The sequence below is a fragment of the Isoptericola variabilis genome (genome assembly GCF_050311655.1).
Lineage (GTDB): Bacteria > Actinomycetota > Actinomycetes > Actinomycetales > Cellulomonadaceae > Isoptericola > Isoptericola variabilis.
This window is the reverse complement of sequence record NZ_JBNOZM010000009.1, coordinates 118,576-138,657: the sequence shown is the minus strand read 5'-3', so window position 1 is coordinate 138,657 and position 20,082 is coordinate 118,576. Positions and strand designations below refer to the sequence as shown.

15 protein-coding genes are annotated in these 20,082 nt (G+C 76.0%); 7 read left to right on the top strand and 8 right to left on the bottom strand.

Features of this window, described 5'->3' with window-relative positions; translation table 11 throughout:
* Positions 1-2: 2 nt before the first annotated feature.
* Entirely contained in the window at positions 3-1,019 is a 1,017-nt protein-coding gene (locus ACQP60_RS18500; protein WP_429735613.1) for an NADP-dependent oxidoreductase, read from the bottom strand.
* Positions 1,020-1,069: 50 nt separating this feature from the next.
* The gene (locus ACQP60_RS18495) at positions 1,070-1,468 is read right to left on the bottom strand and encodes a DUF1304 domain-containing protein (RefSeq protein ID WP_429735611.1); all 399 of its coding nucleotides are present in this window, start codon (positions 1,466-1,468) and stop codon (positions 1,070-1,072) included.
* Positions 1,469-1,570: 102 nt separating this feature from the next.
* Between ACQP60_RS18495 and ACQP60_RS18490 the strand changes: the two genes are divergently transcribed.
* Positions 1,571-2,149, top strand: coding sequence for a TetR/AcrR family transcriptional regulator (locus tag ACQP60_RS18490; RefSeq protein ID WP_429735609.1), 579 nt, complete (start codon positions 1,571-1,573; stop codon positions 2,147-2,149).
* A 57-nt stretch (positions 2,150-2,206) separates the two neighbouring features.
* Here ACQP60_RS18490 and ACQP60_RS18485 read toward each other — a convergent pair whose 3' ends face one another.
* On the bottom strand, positions 2,207-3,694 hold the full coding sequence (locus tag ACQP60_RS18485; protein WP_429735607.1) for an alpha-amylase: 1,488 nt from the start codon (positions 3,692-3,694) through the stop codon (positions 2,207-2,209).
* 268 nt (positions 3,695-3,962) lie between these two features.
* Here ACQP60_RS18485 and ACQP60_RS18480 point away from each other — a divergent pair, with 268 nt between their 5' ends.
* Together ACQP60_RS18480 and ACQP60_RS18475 are read left to right on the top strand one after the other, a co-directional pair.
* Positions 3,963-5,207 carry a M14 family zinc carboxypeptidase gene (locus ACQP60_RS18480; RefSeq protein ID WP_429735605.1) on the top strand — a complete coding sequence of 415 codons (1,245 nt, stop codon included), beginning with the start codon at positions 3,963-3,965 and terminating at the stop codon, positions 5,205-5,207.
* A gap of 105 nt (positions 5,208-5,312) precedes the next feature.
* Positions 5,313-5,789 carry a hypothetical protein gene (locus ACQP60_RS18475; RefSeq protein WP_429735603.1) on the top strand — a complete coding sequence of 159 codons (477 nt, stop codon included), beginning with the start codon at positions 5,313-5,315 and terminating at the stop codon, positions 5,787-5,789.
* Between the two features lie 8 nt (positions 5,790-5,797).
* Here ACQP60_RS18475 and ACQP60_RS18470 read toward each other — a convergent pair whose 3' ends face one another.
* From ACQP60_RS18470 to ACQP60_RS18450, 5 genes are all read right to left on the bottom strand, one after another.
* Entirely contained in the window at positions 5,798-6,457 is a 660-nt protein-coding gene (locus tag ACQP60_RS18470; protein WP_429735601.1) for a response regulator transcription factor, read from the bottom strand.
* Positions 6,454-7,776 (bottom strand): sensor histidine kinase, encoded by a 1,323-nt coding sequence (locus ACQP60_RS18465; protein WP_429735599.1) that lies wholly within the window; start codon positions 7,774-7,776, stop codon positions 6,454-6,456. Before ACQP60_RS18465 ends, ACQP60_RS18470 begins: the two co-directional genes overlap by 4 nt.
* Positions 7,777-7,930: 154 nt before the next feature.
* Entirely contained in the window at positions 7,931-8,854 is a 924-nt protein-coding gene (locus ACQP60_RS18460) for a hypothetical protein (RefSeq protein ID WP_429735597.1), read from the bottom strand.
* Positions 8,854-9,570 (bottom strand): ABC transporter ATP-binding protein, encoded by a 717-nt coding sequence (locus tag ACQP60_RS18455; protein WP_429735595.1) that lies wholly within the window; start codon positions 9,568-9,570, stop codon positions 8,854-8,856. The genes ACQP60_RS18460 and ACQP60_RS18455 overlap by 1 nt, the downstream gene beginning before the upstream one ends.
* A gap of 132 nt (positions 9,571-9,702) precedes the next feature.
* On the bottom strand, positions 9,703-10,302 hold the full coding sequence (locus tag ACQP60_RS18450) for a TetR/AcrR family transcriptional regulator (RefSeq protein ID WP_429735593.1): 600 nt from the start codon (positions 10,300-10,302) through the stop codon (positions 9,703-9,705).
* Positions 10,303-10,385: 83 nt separating this feature from the next.
* Between ACQP60_RS18450 and ACQP60_RS18445 the strand changes: the two genes are divergently transcribed.
* From ACQP60_RS18445 to recD, 4 genes are all read left to right on the top strand, one after another.
* Positions 10,386-10,919, top strand: coding sequence for a DnaJ family domain-containing protein (locus tag ACQP60_RS18445; protein ID WP_429735591.1), 534 nt, complete (start codon positions 10,386-10,388; stop codon positions 10,917-10,919).
* Between the two features lie 105 nt (positions 10,920-11,024).
* Positions 11,025-14,468, top strand: a complete 3,444-nt coding sequence (recC, locus tag ACQP60_RS18440; protein ID WP_429735589.1) for an exodeoxyribonuclease V subunit gamma — start codon at positions 11,025-11,027, stop codon at positions 14,466-14,468.
* Positions 14,465-17,998 (top strand): UvrD-helicase domain-containing protein, encoded by a 3,534-nt coding sequence (locus ACQP60_RS18435; RefSeq protein ID WP_429735587.1) that lies wholly within the window; start codon positions 14,465-14,467, stop codon positions 17,996-17,998. Before recC ends, ACQP60_RS18435 begins: the two co-directional genes overlap by 4 nt.
* Positions 17,995-19,959, top strand: a complete 1,965-nt coding sequence (gene recD / locus ACQP60_RS18430) for an exodeoxyribonuclease V subunit alpha (protein WP_429735585.1) — start codon at positions 17,995-17,997, stop codon at positions 19,957-19,959. The genes ACQP60_RS18435 and recD overlap by 4 nt, the downstream gene beginning before the upstream one ends.
* The last annotated feature ends 123 nt before the right edge of the window (positions 19,960-20,082 follow it).

The following is a 20,082-nucleotide window of genomic DNA, read 5'->3' as shown; positions in this document are numbered from 1 at the left end:
GGTCACTGCGCCGTGCGGACGACCATCTTCCCGGTGTTGGCGCCGGCCATCATGTCGAGGAACGCCTGCGGCGCGTTCTCGATGCCGTCGACGACGGTCTCGTCGTAGGCGATCTTCCCGTCGGCGAACCAGCCGGTCATGAGCTCGCGGAACTCGGCCCCGTGGTGGAGGTAGCCGCCCAGCGTGAAGCCCTTGAGCATGAGGCCGCGAGTGATGAGGTTCGCCATGTTGTCCGGCCCGGGCAGGCGGTCGGTGGCGTTGTAGCCGGCGATGGCGCCGCACAGCGCGACCCGGCCACCGTCGTTCATGACGTCGAGCGCCGCGGTGAGGTGGTCGCCGCCGACGTTGTCGAAGAAGACGTCGACGCCGCCCGGCACCAGCGTGGGAAGCTGCTCGCGCACCGGCGCGTCCTTGTAGTTCAGGGCGGCGTCGTAGCCGTACTTCGCGGTGAGCAGCTCGACCTTCGCGGCCGACCCTGCCGACCCGACGACCCGCTCGGCGCCGAGCAGGCGCGCGATCTGACCGGCCGCGGTGCCGACGGCGCCCGCGGCGCCCGAGACGAACACCGTGTCGCCCGGCTTCATGCCCGCGATCGCGGTCAGGCCGACGTAGGCCGTGAGGCCCGTCATGCCGAGCATGCCGAGGTACAGCGACGACGGCAGGCCCGGCAGCTCGGGCACGACGCTGAAGCCGCGCGCGTCCTCCTGCGCGACGTCGCGCCAGCCGTACTGGTGCGACACGAGGGCGCCCACGGGGACGTCGTCGGACGCCGACTCGACGACGCGACCGACCGCGCCGCCCGTCATGGTCTCCCCCAGCGCGAACGGCGGGGTGTAGCTCTTCACGTCGTTCATCCGCCCGCGCATGTACGGGTCGACGGAGACGAACTCGTTGGCCACGCGGACCTGGCCCGGCTCGAGGTCGCCGTACGTGACCTGGACGGTGCGGAAGTCGTCCAGGCTGGGCCACCCGGTGGGGCGGGCGGCGAGCTGGACCTGGGTGCTGACGATCGAGGACATGCGGGGTGGCGCCTTCTTCCGGGTGGTGCGGGTGCGGTGGCGGTCGCGGCTCAGAGCGCGAGGCCGACGACGAGCGCGAGGACGGCGAGCAGCGGCACGGTGCCCTGCTTCACGGCGGCGCCGCGCTTGCCGGGGGACGACAGGAACAGGACGACGGCCGCGGCGAGCATGCTGCCTGTGCCGGCCAGCACGAGGGCCACGCCGGCGCCCGTGGCGCCGGCCGCGCCCCCGAGCGCGACGAGCACGATGCCGACCGCCGTCACCACGGCGAGGAACAGGTTGTAGAAGCCCTGGTTGAAGGCCAGCTCGCGCGTCGCGGCGGCCTCCTGCTCGGTGGTGCCGAACGTGGCGCGCGCCCGGGGCGTGGTCCACGCGACCGACTCGAGCCAGAAGATGACCACGTGGAGCGCGGCCGCGATCCCTGCCAGGACGAGCCCTGCGACGACCATCGGTTCCCCCTGCTGCCCTGCCCGGCGCGATGGCCGGGTCGATTCTGTAACGGTCGGTCCACTGTATATACTGCAACGAGCGTTACACAACTTGGAGGCACGATGGGCAGGGCGCAGGGGTTCGAGACCGAGCAGGCGGTCCGGGCGGCGCGCGAGGTGTTCTGGCGCGAGGGCTACGCGGAGGCGTCCGTCCCCGCGCTGGAGCGCGCCACCGGGCTGAACCGGTCGAGCATCTACCACGCCTTCGGCTCCAAGCGCGGGCTCTTCGACGCCGCCGTGCAGAGCTACCTCGACGAGGTCGTGCGGCCGCGCCTGCGCCCGCTCGTGGCCGACGATGTCGCCCCGCGCGCGCTCGTCGAGTACCTCACCGGGCTGCGCGTCGCGCTCGCCCGCGCGGACGAGGTCCAGGGCACCTCCGGCTGCCTGCTCGTCAACACGTCGGGCTCCCCCATCGCGGCCGACGAGGCCGTGCGTCGCACCGTCGCCGACTACCGGGCCGAGCTGCGCGCCGCCCTGCGGCGCGGGGTGGTCGCGGGGCGTCCGGACACGACGCCCGCCGACGCCGACCGGCTCGCCGACGTCTGCACCGCGCTCGTCATCAGCGCCTTCACGCTGGTGCGCGTGGACCCGCCGAGTGCGCTGCACTGCCTGGACACCGCCGTCGAGGTCCTCGAGCACTGACCGCGGGCGCTCGACGGGCGGGCGGCCGCGGCCGCCCGCCCGTCGTCCCGCGACCCGTCAGCCGTCGGCACCCGCCGGCAGCAGCGCGACAGCGCCGTGGGCGGGGACGCTCGCGGTGAAGGTTCCGTCCGCCGCGACGGTGTACGTCTCGGCCGCGTCGTCGCCGGCGGCGACGTTCGCGTACTCGCCCGCGGGCAGCGAGGTCTGGAAGGTGTGCTCGGCCTCGCCGTCGCCGTCGTTGAGGGCGACGAAGCCGGCGTCGCCGCGGCCGAAGGCGATCTGGCTGCCGCCGTCGTCCCACCAGTCGGTGAGCTCGCTGCCCTCGACGGCGTGGTGGAACCTCACCATCCCGGCGACCGCGGGGTCGCGCTGGATGCAGCTCCAGGCGCCGTTGTCGCAGTCGGCGTCGTCCACACCGGTGGCGGTGGCGCCGGGGGCGCCGGCGTCCTTGTCGTCGAACGTGTACCCCGAGTACAGCGAGGGCGAGCCGTACGGGAAGGCGAGCATGAACAGGCTGGCGAGCCGGTAGGCGTCGCCGTCCTTGTACGTGAGGGTCTCGCCGTTGCGCTCGGTGTCGTGGTTGGTGACGAAGACGCCGGCCTGGTCGGACGACAGCTTGCCGTCGGCGATGCCCCGCAGGCTGGCCAGGTTTCCGCCGAAGGCGTTCTTGAGCTGGCGGGCGTAGTCGAACTCGTGCACGTCGCCGTTGCCGACGTACTCGGACGGCTGGATCGGCTCGCCGCCCGCGCCGATGACCTCCTGGACCCAGTAGACGTCCGGGTCGCTCAGCCTCGCCTTGATCGCGGCCAGGTCCTCGGCGGGCATGTGCTTCGCGGCGTCGATGCGGAAGCCCCCCACGCCCAGGTCGAGCAGGTCGTTCAGGTAGCCGGCGATCTTGTCCTGCACCTCCGGGGAGCCGGTGCGCAGGTCCTGCAGCGACACGAGGCGGCAGTTCTGCACCTCGTCCCGGTCGCCGTAGTTCGCGATGTTCGTGCGGCAGTCGTTGAAGTCGCCCGGGCCGTAGGGGACGCCGGGGAAGTCGTCGACGGCGAACGACGTGCCCGCGACGCCGGTCCCCGCGCCCTGGTCGGCGCCGGTGGTGTGGTTGATGACCGCGTCCGCGACGACGCCGACCCCGGCCTCGCCGCAGGCGTCGACCATGGCCTTGAACTCCTCGCGCGTGCCGAGCTTCGACTCGATCTTGTAGCTCACCGGCTGGTACGAGGTCCACCACTCGGTGCCCTGGATGTGCTCCTGCGGCGGCGACACCTGGACGGCGTCGATCCCGGCCGGGCCGATCGTGCTCGTGCACTCCTCGGCCACCGAGGTCCACGTCCACTGGAACAGGTTGAGGATGACGTCGCCGTGCGCGACATCGGCGCCGACGAGGGCGGCGCTCCCGGGCTCGGCGGGGGTCGCGAGCGGGCTCGCGGAGCTCGTCGTCGCGGCGAGGCCGGTCGCGAGGAGCCCGGTCACCGCGGCCGCGGCGACGCCGCGGCCGGCTGCTCGTCCGGCGCGGCGGTGCGTGGTGCGTGCGTGCGTCATTGCTGCTCTCCTTCGGGTCGGACGGACCCTCGTGAGGGCCCGCCGGCTCTCCCCCGGCGGCGATGCCGGGGTGTCGTGCACGGCGGGTGGCCGCGTCGGCGACGGGCGGAGTAGGCCTTGTCGCCTTGCAGCAACATTGCAGAAACCGAGGCAACTGTCTACCCGGGCGATCTCAGCGCGCCGGGCTCGGGCTTCGACGCGAGGATGCTGCTCAGCGGCACGACGGCGTGCCGCCAGCACCACGACCGACCCACCACCGGAGGTTCACGTGCGTCATCGCTCCCCTCGATCCCGACGGCTCCTCGCCACGCTCGCGGCGGGCGCCACCGTCGCCGGCCTCGCCGCGACGTCGGCCGCCGCGGCACCCGTGCGGACCGCCCCGCCCTCCCCCGACGAGCAGGGCACCTGCAAGACCTTCGACGACCCGCAGTTCACCGGCTGGACCAACCACGCCGAGCTGAAGCGCGAGCTCGCGCAGCTCGAGCAGACCTCGGGCGGACGAGTCCAGGTCGACGTCGTCGGCCACACCCACCAGGGCCGCGAGCTGTACACGGCGCGGGTCGGCACGGGCGACCGCGTGCTCCTGGTGCAGAGCGCCATCCACGGCAACGAGCGCACCGGCACCGAGGCCCTGCTGGGCATCCTCAAGAAGCTGGGCAGCGGCAACGACCCGGCGACCCGCCGAGCCCTGGAGAACGTCACGCTGGTCGCGATGCCCATGGTCAACCCGGACGGCGGCGAGCTGAACCGCCGCATGAACGTGGTCCCGTGGGACGACGTCGTCGCCGACTTCCCGCAGCTCGCCGGGGCGCCGCGCGCCTGGTACCACTCCCTGTCGGGCGACGGCATCGCCCAGCCCGGCTTCGACCTCAACCGCGACTTCAACCCCGACCTGGGCTACGTGCCACGGCCGGAGGACCTGCCGGGCGAGCAGAAGGACGCCGGGTTCTTCCTTTCCCCGGAGTCGCAGACCATCCGCGACGTCTACGTCGGCCTGCAGGAGGAGTTCGGGGCCGTCGACGCCGTCGTCGACCTGCACCACATGGGTCCCTGCGACGACCTGACCGGCGGGCCGCAGGACGGCAAGCCGATCTCCGTGTCCCTCGACTACCCGCCCCTCGGAGTGGACGACGGCGCCGCGTACCTGGCGGACTGGCCCCTGCTCGACCAGGACCGGTCCCGCCGGTACGCGCTGGCCGTGGCGAACGGCATCCAGGAGCAGTACGGCACGCAGTCGCCGCTGGCGGCCGTGGGGCGGTACTTCCACCCCGACGAGCGCGAGTACGCCGGGCAGGGCCGGTCGGCGTTCGCCCTCAACGGATCGGCGACCGTGCTGTTCGAGGTCCGCGGCCAGCAGGACGACCTCGGCCAGAAGCTGCACGGCATGCTCGTGCAGAGCGTGCGGACCGGCGTCGAGTCCCTCATCGACGCCATGGCCACCGGCGAGGTCGACACGCTCGACGGCGACGACTTCTTCGAGCTGCCCGACTACGGCTGGGAAGACGCCGACTGACCAGCTCCCCTGAGGACGACGAGCCCGGCCCGCGCCACCCGGCGCGCGTCGGGCTCGTCCGTCGTCGGCGTCGCCCGGCCGGCCCGGGAGCGGTACTGTCCGGCCATGGTGGTCGGCGCCGAGCCCGCACGGCACCCGGGACGACGTCGCACCCGGCGGTGGGTGGCGCTCGCCGTCATCGCCGTCGTCGGGGCCGGGGCGACCGCCGGTGCCGCGGCACTCGCACCTCCGCGCCAGACCGCGGACGTGCCCGTGCCACCGGCGGACGCCTCCCCGGAGCAGGTCGTCCGGGCCTACCTGGAGGCCGTGAGCGCGCACGACTGCGAGACGGCGGCGGCGCTGTCCGCTGCGGGGGACGCAGGGGACCACCTCTGCGGTGCCACGCGGAGCCTCGAGATCATCGAGGTGGTCCCGGCGCCCCAGCTCTCCGACCCGACCACAGCAGCGGTGAACACCGACTTCGAGGTGGCGTGGCGACCGTTCGCCGAGGGTGGCGACGTCCCCGAGGAAGGGTGGGGCTGGACCTACTACCTCGCGCTCGGCCCGGAGGGCTGGCGCATCGTCGACGCCGGGGCCGGCTGACGGACCGCTCAGGCTCCGGGGACGACCAGCCCGGAGTCGTACGCCCACACGACGAGCTGCACGCGGTCGCGGGCGCCCGTCTTGGTCATGATCCGGCTGAGGTGCGACTTCACCGTGCTGGGCTCGAGGAACAGCGCCGCGGCGATCTCCGCGTTGGACGACCCCCGGCACAGCAGCGCGACGATCTCCTGCTCGCGCGCGGTGAGCAGCCCGGTCGCGGCCGGGTCGGCGACGACGAGGCCGCGGCGGCGCGCGAACTCGTCGATGACGCGGCGCGTGAGGGCCTGGTCCACCAGCCCGTCCCCGGCGGCGACGCGACGCACGGCGTCGACGAGCACCTCCGGCTCGGCGTCCTTGAGCAGGAAGCCGGACGCGCCGGCCTCGAGGGCGCCGAACACGTAGTCGTCGAGGTCGAAGGTGCTCACCACGAGCACGGGCACCGGGTCGGCCACCCCTGGCCCCGCGAGCTCGCGCGTCGCGGTGATGCCGTCGCCGCCGGGCATCCGCACGTCCATGCACACGACGTCGGGCCGCTCACGACGCGCCACGCGCACGGCGTCGGCGCCGTTCGACGCCTCCCCCACGACCTCGAGCCCCTCGCTCTGCAGGATCACGGTGAACCCGGCGCGCACCACCGCCTGGTCGTCCACCAGCACGACGCGCGTCATCGGGCGCCCTGCCCGGCGCGCACCGGTCGCTCCTCGGCGCCCGCGGGCCGCGGCACGACGAGCCGCACCAGCCAGCCGCCGCCCGACGTCCGCCGCGCGGTGAGCCGGCCGCCCACGAGCTCCGCGCGCTCGGTCATGCCGATGACGCCGTGCCCGGGCCCCGCCTCCTCCGGCGCCGCGGTGGACGCCGACCGGTCGGCGGGACCGTTGCGGACGGTGACCGCCACCTCGTCCTCGTCGTACAGGGTCTCGACGTCGACGGCGCTGCCCGGCGCGTGCCGGCGGGCGTTGGCGAGCGACTCCTGCAGCACCCGGTACACCGTGAGCTGCACCGTGGGCGGCAGGTCGTAGGGCTCGCCCCGTCGCGTCTCCTGCACGCGCGTGCCCGTGCTGCGGGCCAGGTCGAGCAGCGCCGGCACGTCGGCGAGCGTCGGCTGCGGGGCGGACGGCGCGTCGTCGCCCTCACCGGTGTCGCGGAGGATCCCGACGACGAGGCGCAGGTTCTCGAGCGTCTCCCGCCCCTGCCCACGGATCCAGCGCAGCGACTCCTTCGCCCGCTCGGGGTCGCCGGTGACGAGGCGCTCGGCGGCGGCGGCCTGCACGACGATCCCGGACAGGTGGTGCGCCGCGACGTCGTGCAGCTCGCGGGCCATGCGGCCACGCTCCGCGAGGACGGCCTGGGCCGCGAGCGCCTCGCGCTCCCGCTCGGCCTGCGCGACGCGCGCCCGGAGCTGCGCCAGCAGCTCGCGGCGGGTGCCGACGTACGCGCCGACGAGCACGGCGCCGACGTAGACGACGAGCGCGGACACGAGCCCGCCCCACAGCTGGGTGCCGACGGGCACGCCGAGCTCGGCCGCCGTCGCCGGCCCGCCCAGCACGTACCCGAGCAGCACCTGCACGACGGCGGCGCCCGCCGCGGCGCCGACGGCCGGCCGACGTGGGGCGTGCACGCCCACCGAGTAGGCGGCGACCAGGGTGGCCGGCGCCTGGAAGCTCACGTACGGGGGCAGCAGCGGTGCCAGCGCGAGCTGGCCGAGGAGCACGAGCGCGAGGCAGAGCATCGGGTACCGGCGCCGCAGCGTGAGCGCCATCGCCTGCCCGACGAGGACGACGCACGCCGACACCAGCGCCCCGGTGCTCATCGGTTCGACGGACGCCTGGGCGCCGAACGACTCGCCGAGGCTCGACGACACGACCTGCAGCAGCGCGAGGAGCAGCGCCACCGACAGCACCGCGACCACGCCGCCGAGCAGCGCGTCGCGGCCCGTGGGAGTCCGGACGCCGAGGGCGTCGAGCCGCCGGCGCAGCGCGTCGAGCACAGGTCCTCCGTCGAAGTCGGGACAGCTGTCGGGGATGTCGTCTTGGATGACTGTCCGGGTGGATCTCGGGACGACTGTCGAGCCCGGTCCACGGTACGCCGTCCGAGGCCGGGCCCGACACGTCGTCGCAGGTCAGGCGGGTATCGATCTGATATCAGGCGAGGTCACGACGGCGGAAGACGGCGCCCGCGGTGACGAGCAGCACGGCCGCCCAGGCGAGCAGCCCCGCCAGCGCCGCGGCGGCCCCGAGCGCCGGGCCGGCGTCCGTCGTCGCCCCGAAGAGCTGGGCGGCGCCCTGGCCCGCCGACGCGAGGGAGCCGAGGGTGATCGGCAGCCACGACGTCGCCGTCGTCGCGCCGCCCGTGAGGACGAGCGCGGCGGCCTGGATCATCGGTTCCACGAGGGCGAGCGCCACGACCACGACGATCGCCGCGACCTGCCCCCGCACGAGCGTACCGACGGCGAGGCCCAGCCACGAGAGCAGGACCATGACCGCGAGGCCCCGCGCCCAGACACCGAGCGCCTCGCCGGGCCCGAGCGCCAGGCTCGCGTCCGGCGTCGTCGCGACCGCGAGGACCAGCCCGACGGCCGTGACCAGCGCGAGCGCCACGCCGATCGCGAGCGCCGCCGTCGCCGTCGCGCCCGCCTTGCCGGCGAGGATCCGCAACCGGTCCGGGACGGCGAGCGCCGTGGGCACGATGCCGCCGGTGCGGAAGTCGGTCGTGGCCGCGAGGGCGCCGAGCAGCAGCACGCACAGGGCGGTGACGCCGCTCGAGCCCGAGCCGGCAGGGCCGTTCCCCATGAGGTCCAGCAGCGACCGCTGGGCCGCGGCGGACCCGAGGTCGGTCGCGGCGGCGAGCCCGGACAGGAGCTCGCTGGTGTCCGCGGGGGACAGCTGCGCCCCGACGTGGAACCCCGCGTCAGCGCCGTTCAGCGCCTCCAGGGTGCGCAGGGTGCGCGGCAGCACGAGCGTGAGCACCTGCGCGAGGACCATGCCCGCGACGGCGGCGGCCCCGACGACCCAGGGCGTCCGGGTGCTGCGCAGCTTGAGCAGCTCGGCCCTGAACACGGCAGACATCAGCGGACTCCTTCGGTGGCGGCGGTGAGGTCGAGGTACACGTCCTCGAGGCTCCGGTCCGTGGTGACGAGCTCGTCGAGGGTGCCCGCGGCGACGACGCGGCCCTGGCCGACGACGACCAGGTCGTCCGCGACCTGCGCCACCTCGCCCAGCACGTGGCTGGCCAGCAGCACGGTGCCGCCGTCGTCGACGAACGCGCGCAGCAGCTCGCGCAGCCAGCGCATCCCGGCCGGGTCGAGGCCGTTGGCGGGCTCGTCGAGCACCAGCACCTCGGGGCGGCCGAGCAGCGCGGTGGCGATGCCGAGGCGCTGCTTCATGCCGAGCGAATAGGTGCGCACGCGGCGGTCCGCCGCGGGGATCATGCCGACGGCGGCGAGCACCTCGTCGACCCGGCGGGCCGGGACGCGCGACGCCGCAGCGAGGACCCGCAGGTGGTCCCGGCCGGTGCGCCCGGGGTGCAGCCCGCCCGCGTCCAGCAGCGCCCCGACCACCTGCGCCGGGTGCTCCAGGTCGGCGTAGGGCCGGCCGTCGAACGTCGCCGTGCCGGCGTCCGCGCGGGCGAGCCCGAGCAGCACATGCAGCGTCGTGCTCTTGCCCGCGCCGTTCGGGCCCAGCAGGCCCACGACCCGCCCCGGCTCCGCGGTGAAGCCGACGTCGTGCACGGCCTCGAAGCCGCCGTAGGACTTGTGCAGCCCCTCGATCCGGATGGTGGTCATCCGTCCCCTCCCTCGTCGTCCGGCGGCTGTCGGTCGCCGTGCCGGTACCCCGAGCCTCCCTGCGGGCAGGGGTCCGGGTCTTGAGGCGGAGGGGGGAACCCGGGTTGCGCCTTTCGGGGGAGGTGGTGCGGGTCAGGCCCCGTCGAAGAGGCGGTCCAGGTGCTGGTCGACCGCGGCCAGCGCGGCCTGCGGCCCGACGACGCCGAGCTCGAGCAGGGTGGAGAACCCCGTGAGCGCCAGGAGGAGGTCGGTCTCGACGTCGGGGTCCCGGTCCGGAGAGATCCGGCCCTGCGCGATCGCCTCGCGGACGAGGCGCTCGACCAGGGCGCGACCGTCGCGGAGCCCCAGGCCCGCCCGCTCGCGCAGCGCCGGGTCGTGCAGCGCCTCGAGGACGTACGCGGCGCTCATGCGGGACGACGCGCGGGCGTCGGGGTGCAGGGGGAGCATCTCGGTGAGCACCACGCGCAGCACGTCCCGGGGGTGCGGCGGCTGGTCGAGGGCGGCCAGACCCCGGGCGACCCGGTCGGAGGTCTGCTCGGCGGCGTGCTCCATCGCGAAGGCCAGCATCGCCGTGCGGGACGCGAAGTAGTGCTGCAGCTGCCCCAGCGAGACCCCCGCCTCGCGGGCGACCTCGCGCAGGGACGCGCCCGCCCAGCCCTGCCCGTCGACGACGCGCCACAGCGCGTGGGCGATCGCCTCCCGTCGTTCCCGGTGGTCCACCAGCTTCGGCACCCCGACTCCTTCCCGCGTGTCCTACGCTGGTCACAATACGCTTGACCGAAAACCCGCGACGACCGAGCGCACCCGGAGGGGCGATGACCGACGAGCACCTGCCGCCCGCGTTCTTCAACCCGTACGCCGTCGCCATCGACGACGAGGTGGCGATCGCGCTGCTCGCCGAGATGCACCTCCGCAAGGCGATCGAGCGCGGCGACTTCGACGACCTGCCCGGCAGCGGCAAGCCGCTCGACCTGCAGGACCTCCACGACCCCGACTGGTGGCTGAAGGCCTTCATGCGCCGCGAGAAGCTCGTGGTGCTGCCGCCCTCGATCCAGCTCCGCAAGGACGACGCCGCGCTGGACGGGCGCCTCGACGAGCTGTGGACCGAGGACGACGTCCGGGAGGAGGTCGAGGAGTTCAACCGGAGCGTCCTGCGCGCCCGCTACCAGCCGGCGGCCGGGCCGCCGCTGGTCACCATGCCGCGCGACGTCGAGGCGACCGTCGCCGCGTGGGCGGGGCGTCGTGCCGAGCGCGCCGCGCAGGCACGCGAGCGGGCGCGGACCGAAGCGGCGGCCGAGGAGGACCGCCGTCGACGCCGTCGGCGGGCGCGCCGACGGCGAGCCCGCTGACGACGGCGCCCGTCCCGGCAGCCGCCGGCGGCGTGCCCGGGTCGGTGGTGGTGCCTTGTGGAAGAACCGCGGCCCGTGTCGGCGCGGACCCGTAACCTGGCCGACGTGCTGCACGTCCACCGGTCCGAGCGCTCCGACACGCTGGTCGCTCCCCTCGCCGACGTGCTCGCCGTGCCGCCGGACGACCCGTTCACGCCCGACGTCGTCGCGGTGCCCACGCGCGGCATCGAGCGATGGCTGGCGCAGCGGCTGTCGCACCGGCTCGGGGTGGCCGAGGGCTCGGGCGCGGGCGTGTGCGCCAACGTGGACTTCTCGTCACCGTCGCGGCTGGTCGCGTCGGCGGTCACGGCCGTGACCGGCGTCGAGCCCGACGACGACCCGTGGCGCCGTGCCCGGCTCGTGTGGCCGGTGCTGGAGACGATCGACGCGTCCCTCGGCGAGGGCTGGGCGGCGCCGCTCGCGCGGTACGTCGGGGAGGACGACGACGGCGTGCGACGCTCGCGCCGGGTCGCGCTCGCGCAGCGCGTGGCGGAGCTGTTCGCCGCGTACGCGCAGCAACGGCCGACCCTGCTCGCCGCGTGGCTGGAGGGTCGGGACGACGACGGCGCGGGCGCGCCCGTCCCCGACGACCTGGCGTGGCAGCCGCGGCTGTGGCGGCGGGTGCGGGAGCGCGTGGACGCCCCCGGCCCGGCGGAGGTGCTGGCGGAGGCGGTTACCGCGCTGCGCGCCGAGCCCGGCGGCGTCGACCTCCCCGCACGGCTGTCCGTCTTCGGACCCACCCGGCTGCCGGAGGACCAGCGGCAGGTGCTGGCCGCCCTCGCCCTGCACCGCGACGTCCACCTGTGGCTGCCGCACCCCTCCCCCGCGCTGTGGCGGTCGGTCGACGCGCTGGTCGACGGGGGCGCCGTCGGCGGGGCGCGTCGTGACGACCTGCCCCCGGCCGCCCGCCACCCCTTGCTGGCCTCCACCGCGCGCGACTCCGTCGAGCTGCAGCTGCGGCTCTCGGGGGCCCTCGACTCCCCCGCCGCCGGCGCCCCCGAGGTCCGCGTCTCCTCCCACCCCGCGCCGCCTCCCCCGGGCACGCTGCTGGGCGCCCTCCAGTCGGCGCTGCGGGCCGACGACCCCGACGTCGCTCCCGTGCCGGTCGCCGCCGACGACCGCAGCGTGCAGGTGCACGCCTGTCACGGCCGCGCGCGCCAGGTCGAGGTGCTGCGCGAGGTGCTCACCGGGCTGTTCGCCGCCGACCCGACGCTGGAGCCGCGCGACGTCATCGTCATGTGCCCGGACGTCGAGTCGTTCGCCCCGCTCGTGACGGCCACGTTCGGCGCCGCGCCCGACGGCGTCACCCAGGTGCACCCCGGCCAGCGGCTGCGGGTCAGCCTCGCCGACCGGGGCCCGGGCGTGATCAACCCGGTGCTCGGCGTGCTCGCCACCCTGCTGCGCCTCGCCGACGGCCGTGTCACGGCGTCGGAGGTGCTCGACCTCGCCACGACCGAGCCCGTGCGCCGCCGCTTCCGCCTCTCCGACGACGACCTGGACCGCTGGCGCGACTGGGCCGTCGAGGTGGGCGTGCGCTGGGGCGAGGACGGGTCGCGACGGGAGCGCTTCGGCATCGACCCGCGGGTGCGGCAGGGCACGTGGGACGCGGCGCTCGACCGCGTGCTGCTGGGCGTGGCGATGGCCGAGGAGGACTCGCGCTTCGTCGGCCCCGCGCTACCGCTGGACGACGTCGGCTCCACGGACGTGGACGTCGCGGGCCGGTTCTCGGAGCTCGTCTCGCGGCTGACGACCCTGCTCGCCGACCTCGACGGCACGCACCCGCTGGAGCACTGGCTCGACACCCTCGACCGGGCCGTCACGCTGCTCACCGACCCGGCGCCCGACGACGCGTGGCAGTCGCTGCAGGCGCGCCGCGTGCTCGGCGACGTACGGGCGGCCGGTGCGGGCCGTGCCACCGCGGGAGACGGGCTGCGGCTGGAGGACGTGCGCGCGCTGCTCGCCGACCGGCTGGCCGGTCGCCCCACGCGCGCCGGCTTCCGCACCGGCGCGCTCACCGTGTGCTCGCTGGAGCCGATGCGCGCCGTCCCGCACCGCGTGGTGTGCCTGCTGGGGATGGAGGACGGCGCGTTCCCCCGGTCCGCGACGCCGGACGGCGACGACCTCCTCGCGCGCGACCCCCTGCTGGGCGAGCGCGACCGGCGCAGCGAGGACCGCCAGATCTTCCTCGACGCTCTCACCGCCGCGCGCGAGCACCTGGTGGTGCTGCACTCGGGCGCCGACGAGCGCACCGGCGCCGCCCGGCCGCCTGCCGTGCCCGTCGCCGAGCTGCTGGACTCCCTCGACCGGGTGGGCGAGGCGCCCGGCGGCGGACCGGTGCGGCGCCAGGTCGTCGTGCGGCACCCGCTGCAGGTGGTGGGTGAGCGCAACTTCGAGGTCGGCGCGCTCGGCGCCCCGGGCCCGTTCAGCTTCGACACCGCGGCGTTCCGCGGCGCGGAGGCGGGGCGCGGCGACCGCGTCGAGCCCGGGCTGCTCGTGCCCGAGCCGCTCGTGCTCGACACCCCCGCCCCGGCGGAGGTGGACCTCGACGACCTCGTCGCGATGCTCGAGCACCCGGTCCGGTGGTTCCTGCGGACCACGCTCGACGTGCGCGTCGCGCAGGACGAGGACGAGGTCGACGACCGCCTGCCGCTGACGATGGCGCCGCTCGCCGCGTGGGGTGCGGGCGACCGCATCCTCACCGCCGTGCTCGGGGGCACGGACCCCGGGCGCGCCTTCCAGGCGGAATGGCGGCGGGGCCAGGCGCCGCCGCGCGAGCTGGGCCGTACCGCGCTGCGTGACGTCGTCGAGCGGGTGCAGCCGGTGGAGACGATGGCGCGGCAGGTCCGCGCCGACCACGCGGCGCGCGCCGTGGACGTCTCGGCCGCGCTGCCCTCCGGCGTCCTCGTCACCGGCACCGTGCCCGGCGTGCACGGCGGGCGCGTCGTGCGGGCGGAGTACTCGAAGCTCGGCCCGAAGCACCGGCTCCGCGCCTGGGTGCAGACCCTCGCGCTCGCGGCCTCTGGCGCTTCGACAGGCTCAGGACGGCGCGGCGACGACGGGCTGCCCACCGGGCAGCAGTGGCACGCGGGGACGGTCGGGCGGGCACCGGGCCGCGGCGCGAAGGCGGCGTGGAGCCTGATCCAGGCGCCCGACCCGGACGACGCCGCCCGCCTCCTCGACGACCTGGTCGCCCTGCGCACCGAGGCGGCCCGCGCTCCGCTCCCCCTGCCGCCCGACGCCTCGCACGCCTACGCGGTCAGCCGCGCGGGCGGCGCGGGCGACCCGGGCCAGGCCATGAGCGAGGCCCGGTTCACCTGGAACGGCGGCTTCGAGAAGTCCGACGTCTACCACCTGATGGTGTGGGGCGAGGGGACGTCGTTCGACGCGGTCGCCGGTGTGCCGGACGCCGACGACCGGCGACGGTTCCCCGACGAGCCGTCCCGGCTGGGCGCGCTCGCCCGGCGCGTCTGGGACCCGTTGCTGGCGCACGAGCAGAAGGGCACGTCATGACGGCGGGGATCGGCACCGACGCGACGGACGGGCTGGCGGGCGCCCTGGAGCGCCCGGTCTTCGACGTCTGCGGGCCGCTGCCGGAGGGCACCACCGTCCTCGAGGCCAGCGCCGGGACCGGCAAGACGTTCACCATCGCCGCGCTCGCCACCCGGTTCGTCGCCGAGGGCCGCGCCGAGCTGCGCGAGCTCATGCTCGTGACGTTCGGGCGGGCGGCCACGTCCGAGCTGCGCGACCGGGTGCGCGAACGGCTGGTGAGCGCCGAGCGCGCGCTGCGCGGCCCGGACCCCGCCGCCAGCGAGGACCCCGTGGTGGCGCTGCTCGCCGACGTCGACGACGCGGAGCTGGACCGTCGCCGCGCCCGCCTCGCGGCCGCGCTGTCGCAGCTCGACGCGGCCACCATCACGACCACGCACGGCTTCTGCCAGCAGATGCTCACGTCGCTGGGCATCGCGGCCGACGTCGACCCCGCGGCGACGTTCGTCGCCGACGTCGCCGACCTGGTGCGCGAGGTGTCCGACGACCTGTACGTGCGCCGGTTCTCCGACGAGGCGCACCCCGCGCTCACCCCGTCGATGGCCGCCGACCTCGGCCGGGCCGCCGTGAGCGACCACCAGGCCGTCGTCGAGCCCGCCGAGCCGGGCGGGGGCGCGCCATCTACTCCAGGGGCGCTGCGGCAGGCGGTCGCCCAGGAGACCCGCGACGAGACGCTGCGCCGCAAGCGCGCGCAGCACCTCCTGGACTACGACGACCTGCTGGTCATGCTGCGCGACGCGCTCGTCGACCCGGTGCACGGCCCCGTCGCCGCCGAGCGCGTGCGGTCCCGGTTCCGCGTCGTCATGGTCGACGAGTTCCAGGACACCGACCCCGTGCAGTGGGAGATCCTGCGCACCGCGTTCCACGGGCACCGCACCCTGGTGCTCATCGGCGATCCGAAGCAGGCGATCTACGCCTTCCGCGGCGCCGACGTCGTCGCCTACCTCGACGCGCAGCAGGACGCGACCGCCGTCGCCACGCTCGGCACCAGCTGGCGCAGCGACGAGCCGCTCCTGCGCGCCCTCGACACCCTGCTCGGCGGGGCGGCCCTGGGCGACGAGCGGATCGTCGTGCGACCGGTGGACGCCGCACACCGCGGCTCGCGGTTCGACGGCGGCACCCCCCTGCGGCTGCGGCAGGTCACGCGCGCGTCGCTCGGGATGTCGCCCGGCGAGACGCCGCCGGTCGGCCCGCCCCGCCAGCTCGTCGCCGCCGACGTCGCGGCCGACATCGCCGGCCGCCTCGGCCGCGACCGGTTGCTCGACGACAGGATCGAAGGCGGGGACGACGGCGGGGGGTGGCGGCCGCTCGAGCCGCGCGATGTCGCGGTGCTCACCCGCACGAACGCCCAGGCCGAGGCGGTGCGCTCCGAGCTGACGAAGCGCGGCGTGCCCGCCGTCGTCTCGGGGCTGTCGAGCGTGTTCGCGACGCCGTCGGCCCGCGACTGGCTCACCCTGCTCGCCGCGCTGGAGCAGCCGGGCGCCCACGGGCGTGCCGCCGCGCTGGCGCTCACGCCGTTCGTCGGCTGGGACGCGGAGCGGCTCGCGACCGCGGACGACGCCGCGCACGACGCCCTCGCCGACACGGTGCGGCGCTGGTCGCGGCTGCTGTGGTCGCGCGGCGTGGCCGCGCTGCAGGAGGCGGTGACCCGCGACGGCCTGGCGGAGCGGCTGATGCGCACCAGCACCGGCGAGCGCCACCTCACCGACCTGCGGCACGTGGGCGAGGTGCTGCACGCGGCGGCGGTGACCGAGGGTCTGGGCGCGTCGGCGCTCACGGCATGGCTGCGGCGGCGCATCCGCGAGGCCGCGCAGGACTACGACGAGGAGCGCAGCCGCCGCCTGGAGACTGACGCCGCGGCGGTGCAGGTCGTCACGGTGCACGCCAGCAAGGGCCTGGAGTTCGGCGTCGTGTACGTGCCGTTCGCGTGGGACCGGTTCGAGCCCCGCCAGCCCGACGTGCTGCGGTTCCACGCCGGCGACGGGCGCCGCATCCTGCACGTGGGCGGCCCCGGCTCGTTCGGGTACGACGCCGCGCTGGAACGGCACCGCCGCGAGGAGGGCGGCGAGGACCTGCGGCTGCTGTACGTGGCGCTGACCCGCGCCCGGCACCAGGTGGTGGCGCACTGGGCGCCGTCGAAGGCGAACACCGCGAAGGCGGGACTGACCCGCGTCGTGCTGGGCGACCGTACGCTCGGCGGCGAGCCCGCGCCGCACGCGCCCCAGGCGGCGATGCGCGACGACTCCGTCCGGGCGGCGCTCGGCACGCTCGCCCAGGATGGGGCCGGCACGATCTCCGTCGAGGAGGTGCCGCAGACGCCCTCCGCCGAGCGATGGCGGCCGCCCGCCGAGACGGAGCCCGCGCTGGACGTCGCTCACCTCGACCGGGTGCCCGACGCGACGTGGCGGCGCGCGTCGTACTCCGCGCTCACCGCCGCGGCCCCCCACGGCCGACCGGGCGCGGCGGCCGCGGCGGAGCCGGGCCGCACCGAGCCGGGTGGCGTCAGCTCCGAGCCGGAGGACGGCGGGATCCAGGACGAGCCCGCCGAGTCCGCGCCGACCGCGGTGCGGCCGGGCGGCGCCGTCGACCCCGGAGACGCGCCGGGGGCCGACCTGCCCTCGCCGATGTCGGGCCTGCCGGCCGGCACCGGCTTCGGCACCCTCGTCCACGAGGTGCTGGAGTACGCGGACACCGCCGCCCCCGACCTCGACGCCGAGCTGCTGGCGCGGTGCGCCGCCGCCGCGACCACGCGGGTGCCGGGCACCGACCCGGCCGAGCTGGCCACCGCGCTGGGCGTCGTCGCGCGCACCCCGCTCGGGCCGCTCGCGGGCGGGCGGGCGCTCGCGGACGTCGTCCCGCGCGACCGCCTCGCCGAGCTGGAGTTCGAGCTGCCGCTCGCCGGCGGCGACGGCGACCTCCCCGCGAGCGACGGTGCCACGGCCGACGGCTCCGCACGCGAGGGAGCCACCCTGGCCGGCATCGCCGCGTTGCTGACCCGCTACCTGGACGACGACGACGCGTTCGCCGCTTACCCAGCGGTGCTGGCCGAGCTGGCGGTCGCCGACCCCACGGCCCGCCCCCTGCGCGGCTACCTCACGGGCTCGATCGACGCGGTGCTGCGGGTGCCCGGGGACGACGGGACGCCGCGGTTCCTCGTCGTCGACTACAAGACGAACCGCCTCGGCGCGTTCGACGCCCCGCTCACGGCGCACGACTACCGGCCCGAGGCCACCGTCGACGCGATGCTGCACGCCCACTACCCGCTGCAGCTCGTGCTCTACCTCGTGGCGCTGCACCGCTACCTGGCGTGGCGCCTGCCGGGCTACGACCCGGAGGTGCATCTCGGCGGCGGGCTGTACCTGTTCGTGCGCGGCATGTGCGGCCCGGCCACGCCCACCGGGCCCGACGGCGCCCCGTACGGCGTGGTGTCGTGGGTGCCGCCGCGGGGCCTGGTGCCGGCGCTGTCCGCGCTGCTCGACGGAGGCGACGCATGACCGACACCACCACGCTGCCGGGCGGCCCGGCCGAGACCTCCGGCGACGTCCGCCTCGCCGCCGCGGCGCCCGGGCTGCTGCGGGAGTTCAACGCCGCCGGCCTCGTCGCCGCGACGGACGTGCACGTCGCGACCCGGCTCGGGCGACTCACGGGCGAGGACGACACGACGGTGATGCTCGCCGCCGCGCTCGCCGTCCGGGCGCTGCGCGGCGGGTCCGTCTGCGTGCGGCTCGACGACCCGGACGAGCTCGCAGCGCTCGCGCTGCCCGAGGACGCCGACCGGGGCGACGCCGTCGACGACCCCGGCGCGGCCGCTCCCCCGCCGTGGCCGGAGCACACGGCGTGGATCCGGGCGATCGAGGCCAGTCCCCTGGTGACCGTCGGCCCGGGCGGCCCAGAGGACCGGCCGGCCCGCTGGGTGGGCGGCCGCCTGTACCTCGACCGGTACTGGCGCGACGAGCTCACGGTGCGGCGGCTGGTCGACGCCCGGCTGCAGGCCCCTCCGCTCGTGCCGGCCGGCGCGGACCGGCTGGGGGCGACACTCGCGCGCCTGTTCCCCGAGGCCGGCGACGTGCGGCAGCGGCTCGCGGCAGCGCACGCCGCCGGCCGCCGGCTCACGGTGCTCACCGGCGGGCCCGGCACCGGCAAGACGACGACGGTCGCGCGGCTGCTGGCGGTGCTGCAGGACGTCGACGGACCTGCCCTGCGGGTCGCGCTCGCCGCGCCCACCGGCAAGGCGGCCGCCCGACTGCAGGAGGCGGTCCGCGACGTCGTCGGCGCCCTGCCGCCCGAGGACCGCGAGCGCACCGGCAGTCCCGAGGCCACGACCGTCCACCGCCTGCTCGGCTATCGCAGCGCCACCCGGTTCCGGCACCACGCCGGGCACCACCTGCCGCACGACGTCGTCGTGGTGGACGAGACGTCGATGGTGCCGCTGTCCCTCATGGCGCGGCTGCTGGAGGCGCTGCGCCCGGACGCCCGGCTGGTGCTCGTCGGCGACCCCGACCAGCTTGCGTCGGTCGAGGCCGGTGCCGTGCTGGGCGACCTCGTCGCGCGGCCACCGGTGGTCGAGCACCTCACCGAGCACGTCACCACCGTCTCGCCGGGGGGCGAGCCGGGCGGCGACACGACCCTGGCCAACGGCGTCGTGCGGCTCGTCACGGTGCACCGCCAGGGCGAGGACTCCGCGATCCTGCCGCTCGCGGCCGCCATCCGCGACGGCGACGCCGACGCCGTGCTCGACGTCCTGCGCGCCGGCGCGGGCGGCGTCGAGCTGGTCGAGGCGGACACCGAGCGCCTCGACGAGCACGCCGTGCAGGGGCTGCACGACGACGCGGTCGACGCCGGCCGGCGGCTCGTGGCGGCGGCGAGGGCGGGCGACGCGGCGGGCGCCCTCGAGGCGCTCAACGCTCACCGCGTCATGGTCGCCCACCGGCGCGGCCCGGTCGGCGTGGCCCGCTGGGCGGCGCAGGTCGAGGCCTGGGTGGAGGAGGCGACGGCCGACGGCAGCCGCCCCCCGACGGTACCGGGCACACCGTGGGTCGTGGGCCGCCCCCTGCTCGTCACGACCAACGACGCCGACGTGGGCCTCTACAACGGCGACACCGGCGTGCTCGTCGCCGCGGGCAGTCCTGGAGGCGGAGCCGAGGGCGACGTCGACGGCGCGGTGGTCGCGGCGTTCGGCGACCCGCGCGCCCCGCTGCGCGTGCGCACCCACCGGCTGCCGCCCGTCGAGACCGTGCACGCCATGACGGTGCACCGCGCGCAGGGCAGCCAGTTCCGTCGCGTCTCCCTGGTGCTGCCGCCGCCCACGTCGCCGCTGCTCACCCGCGAGCTGCTGTACACCGCGGTCACGCGCGCGCAGGAGTTCGTGCGCGTCGTCGGCACCGCCGACGCCGTCCGCGCGGCGGTCGCGCACCCCGTCCGCCGCGCGAGCGGGCTGCGCGACCCCCTCCCCTGACCCCGCCCGCCGTTGTGGGTGCGCTCGTGGGCCCTTGTCGTGCTGAGACAGGGCCACGATCACACCCACAACGCCGTCAGCGAACGGGTGCGTGCGGAATAGGCACGGCGTCGCCGAGGGTTG

Bases quoted from the DNA above. Each gene is read 5' to 3' on its own strand.
- ACQP60_RS18455 (WP_429735595.1), bottom strand. From the start codon at position 9,570: ATGACCACCATCCGGATCGAGGGGCTGCACAAGTCCTACGGCGGCTTC.
- ACQP60_RS18435 (WP_429735587.1), top strand. From the start codon at position 14,465: ATGACGGCGGGGATCGGCACCGACGCGACGGACGGGCTGGCGGGCGCC.
- recD (WP_429735585.1), top strand. From the start codon at position 17,995: ATGACCGACACCACCACGCTGCCGGGCGGCCCGGCCGAGACCTCCGGC.
- ACQP60_RS18485 (WP_429735607.1), bottom strand. From the start codon at position 3,694: ATGACGCACGCACGCACCACGCACCGCCGCGCCGGACGAGCAGCCGGC.
- ACQP60_RS18500 (WP_429735613.1), bottom strand. From the start codon at position 1,019: ATGTCCTCGATCGTCAGCACCCAGGTCCAGCTCGCCGCCCGCCCCACC.
- ACQP60_RS18475 (WP_429735603.1), top strand. From the start codon at position 5,313: ATGGTGGTCGGCGCCGAGCCCGCACGGCACCCGGGACGACGTCGCACC.
- ACQP60_RS18460 (WP_429735597.1), bottom strand. From the start codon at position 8,854: ATGTCTGCCGTGTTCAGGGCCGAGCTGCTCAAGCTGCGCAGCACCCGG.
- ACQP60_RS18490 (WP_429735609.1), top strand. From the start codon at position 1,571: ATGGGCAGGGCGCAGGGGTTCGAGACCGAGCAGGCGGTCCGGGCGGCG.
- ACQP60_RS18445 (WP_429735591.1), top strand. From the start codon at position 10,386: ATGACCGACGAGCACCTGCCGCCCGCGTTCTTCAACCCGTACGCCGTC.
- ACQP60_RS18470 (WP_429735601.1), bottom strand. From the start codon at position 6,457: ATGACGCGCGTCGTGCTGGTGGACGACCAGGCGGTGGTGCGCGCCGGG.
- ACQP60_RS18495 (WP_429735611.1), bottom strand. From the start codon at position 1,468: ATGGTCGTCGCAGGGCTCGTCCTGGCAGGGATCGCGGCCGCGCTCCAC.